Annotated in this window: 3 protein-coding genes; all 3 read left to right on the forward strand. The window is 62.3% G+C overall.

Going from position 1 to position 3,323, the window contains the following annotated elements:
• The first annotated feature begins 126 nt into the window (after window positions 1–126).
• The 3 genes from OXG30_00005 to OXG30_00015 all read left to right on the forward strand — a co-directional run bounded on the left by OXG30_00005 (window position 127) and on the right by OXG30_00015 (window position 3,221).
• Window positions 127–411: a hypothetical protein gene (locus OXG30_00005; GenBank protein MCY4133291.1), complete on the forward strand. Its 285-nt coding sequence runs from the start codon at window positions 127–129 to the stop codon at window positions 409–411.
• Window positions 412–583: 172 nt separating this feature from the next.
• Window positions 584–1,900, forward strand: coding sequence for an ATP-binding protein (locus OXG30_00010; GenBank protein ID MCY4133292.1), 1,317 nt, complete (start codon window positions 584–586; stop codon window positions 1,898–1,900).
• A 124-nt stretch (window positions 1,901–2,024) separates the two neighbouring features.
• Window positions 2,025–3,221, forward strand: coding sequence for an ISL3 family transposase (locus tag OXG30_00015; protein ID MCY4133293.1), 1,197 nt, complete (start codon window positions 2,025–2,027; stop codon window positions 3,219–3,221).
• Window positions 3,222–3,323 lie beyond the last annotated feature (102 nt).

Below are 3,323 nucleotides of genomic sequence, written 5' to 3' on the forward strand. Positions count from 1 at the left end.
ATCAATGACATGGTTACCTCCTAATCGAGGTGACCGGCCAAAAGGGGGATGCTCAACTCGGCTGGTTATGGTGTCCTTGTTCGGCCTGGTAGCCAGGTCTCTTGATCAAGGAGTCGGGGAGGACTGATGGGAAAGCGCAAGACCATTGACTTTCTGATCGCCTTCGACCATGACGCGAGGAAGCGAATCAGCCTCAAGGAATTTCGCAATACCGCTCAAGCCCTCAAGGCATACAGTGAGCGCGAGGAGCAGTATCGGGACAACCCCCGCGTGGAGGTCGTGCTGTTAGGTGCTGAGTCCATTGACGCCATCAATGTCACCCACTCCAACTATTTCGACGACACCGCCGATGCTTTGGGCAATGTGCTTGCGAGTCTGGGACTAGGGCCGAATCCGGTTTCCAGCACCTGACCTTGTTTTGCAAGTTTTGCAGATTGGTCGTGCTGCCCCTTTTGCAAGTTTTGCAGATTGGTCGTGCTGCCCCTTTTGCAAGTTTTGCAGATTGGTCGTGCTGCCCCTTTTGCAAGTTTTGCAGATTGGTCAGTGTCGGTGGTAGGAAGGACAGCAAGACCGGGAGGCGACCGTGCCGAGCCCCAATCCGTTTCGCCCGACCTTCGGGCGTCCGCCCCATACTCTTGCAGGAAGAGAAGAGGCCATGCGGCGCTGTCAGGCCGCGATGACTGCCGGGCCCGACCATCCCGATCACTCCATGTTGCTCAAGGGACCCCGAGGATCGGGCAAGACTGTCCTGCTTGCAGCCATGCGGGACGTGGCCGAGCAGAACGGCCTGCTGACCGTCAGAGTCACAGCCAAGCCCGAGCCCACCTTTGTGGATGCTCTCATCGAGCAGATAACATCTGCCTACGACACGGAAAGTCGCCGCTTGTCCTCGGCACAGGTCAGCGTCCTAGGCAGCGGCGCGGGTGTTTCGTTCCAGACACCCGAGGTCAGGGAGCTGTCCGTTCACACCAGGATGCTCGCAGCCGTAGAGGGCCTGGCCGATCACGCGCGACGCAAGGCCAGGGGTGCCCTTATCACTATCGACGAGTTCCATAATGCCAATATCGCCGCCCTACGCGACTTCGCGCATGCCCTTCAGGACATCGCCAAGATTGATGGGAAGCCAGTCATGTTCGTGGGTGCTGGGCTGCCCTCGATGGAAGAGACGGCACTTGCCGATCCTGGCATGACTTTCTTCCAGCGCATTGCCCGAACGCAATTGGATCCACTTAGCCTTGAGGAGTCGGTCGAGGCGCTGCAAGCACCCATCAATGCGGCCGGAGGCACAATTGATGACGATGCCCTGGCCACCGCTGCTGCGGCCACGTCCGGCTATCCATTCATGGTGCAGCTTGTCGGATACCACTCTTGGGAGCACTGCTCCGATCCCAGCAACGGCATTACATCAGGCGATGTTCAAGCGGCGGTTGACGCCGCAATTACGGACATGGAGGCCCAGGTTTTCGCCCCAGTTGTTCGTGACCTCTCCGACACTGATCGGATGGTCCTCGAGGCCATGAGCGCATTTGACACACCAGATGTCCAGATCGGTGACGTCTCACGGGTCATGGGCAAGACCTCCAACTATCTGAGCGTATATTTCCAGCGCCTCAGCGAGGCTGGTGTGATCCACCGCCCTTCGCGGGGGAGGCTGCGCTATGTGCATGCGACCATGCGTGATTGGTTCCGCCGACAGAGCATTGAACGGGGCCCAATGTCTGAAGGAGTTTCATCGCCCGAGACAACTACCACCGTCAAGGAGCGCATCATTGCCGCCAGTAACGCCGACCCCAATGCCACTCACGTTGCCATTGCTTCTCGAGTTGGCGCCAACCCGGACTATGTGGGCCGCGTTCGAAGAGCTCTCAGGGCTTCGCTTGAACCTGGGGTGGGGGAGTGAATGGGGAGCATTAAAAACGAGCCTTCGCGAAAGTGTGGGGTGGGGTGGTCTGAGGGTCCGTTAATCGGGGTCGAGGCCCTGCTGGAATCGGTGATGTCAACGTCGCCTGTCCCAGAGGGCCCCGATGAGTTCAGATGTTATGCGGGTGCGGTTGCACTTGCGCCGGATAAGGGTGCTCGCGGTTGTGTCGGACACGCCGTTCGAGCTGGTTGTGGAGGTGGAGTCGGCGGTCCGCCGGCCTCTGTGCGTTGAGTGCGGGTTCGCCTGTTCGTCGGTCCACGACGTCCGGGTCAAAAGAGTCCGCGATCTGGAGGTGTCGGGCCGGCTGGTGGTGTTGTTGTGGCGGCGCCGCAGGCTGGCGTGCGACAGCTGCGGCGGCCGGTTCTTGGAGCAGCACCCGGAGTTCGAGGGCGCGATGACCCGGCGGCTGGCGCGAAGGATCGTCGCTGATGCCACCGTCATGCCGATCCGCCGGGTGGCCCGGCGCCACAAGATCGGCTGGCACAAGACCAACGCGCTGGTGGGGGCGTGGGCGGCTGTGGTCGCGGAGCGGCGGCGAAGCCGGGCGTGCCGGGTGCTTTTGGTGGACGAGACCTCGATGCGCAAACGCCACCGGTATGTGACGGTGATCGTCAACGCCGACACCGGCCGGACCCTGGCCATGGTCCCCCACCGCAGCACAGCGGCCCTATCAGGGTTTTTCGCCTCGCAGGGCCGCAAATGGTGCAAGCAGGTCAAAGTCGTCGTCACCGACGGGTCCCCCGCCTACCGGGCGGCGGTCGCCGCCCATCTCGGGCACGCCCGACACGTGCTGGACCGGTTCCACGTCATCAGATGGTTCTCCGCCGGGCTCACCGCGGTGCGCCGAGACGTGCAGCGCGGCGGATCCCAGCCCGCAGGGCGCGCCTTCGACCCGCAGGTGTTCAAAGCCCGCTTCGCTCTCCTGCGACGAGCCGACACCCTCGCCGACACGGACCGGGCCCGCCTCGACGCGCCCTTCGACAACCACCCCCGCCTCCAAGCCGCCTGGCAGGCCCTCCAAGAACTCCGGGGACTCTACGACGCCGACGACCACCAAGGCGCCCTGCAAGCCCTCGACCGGTTCAGCGACCTCTACGACACCGGCGAGCTCCCCGAGTTCCGCGACATCGTGAACACCTTCACCGAATGGTCCGACGAGATCCTCAACTGGCACCACACCGAACGGCCCTCAAACGGACGCATAGAAGGAACCAACAACCTCCTCCAAGTCCTCAGACGCACCGCCCACGGCTTCACCAACCCCCACAACTTCCAAGCCCGCGGCCTGCTGATAACCTGACCCCAACCGATCACAGCAACCCCAAACCCCACAAAAACGCGCAGGGCGGGTCTGTCAGGAATTTTGTGTATCGGGCGTGATCTGAGGGTCCGCGGCCGGGTG

This window comes from bacterium, from assembly GCA_026708015.1.
In the GTDB taxonomy this organism is placed as follows: Bacteria; Actinomycetota; Acidimicrobiia; order Acidimicrobiales; family Bin134; genus Poriferisocius.

Bases quoted from the DNA above. Each gene is read 5' to 3' on its own strand.
- OXG30_00005 (MCY4133291.1), top strand. From the start codon at position 127: ATGGGAAAGCGCAAGACCATTGACTTTCTGATCGCCTTCGACCATGAC.
- OXG30_00015 (MCY4133293.1), top strand. From the start codon at position 2,025: ATGAGTTCAGATGTTATGCGGGTGCGGTTGCACTTGCGCCGGATAAGG.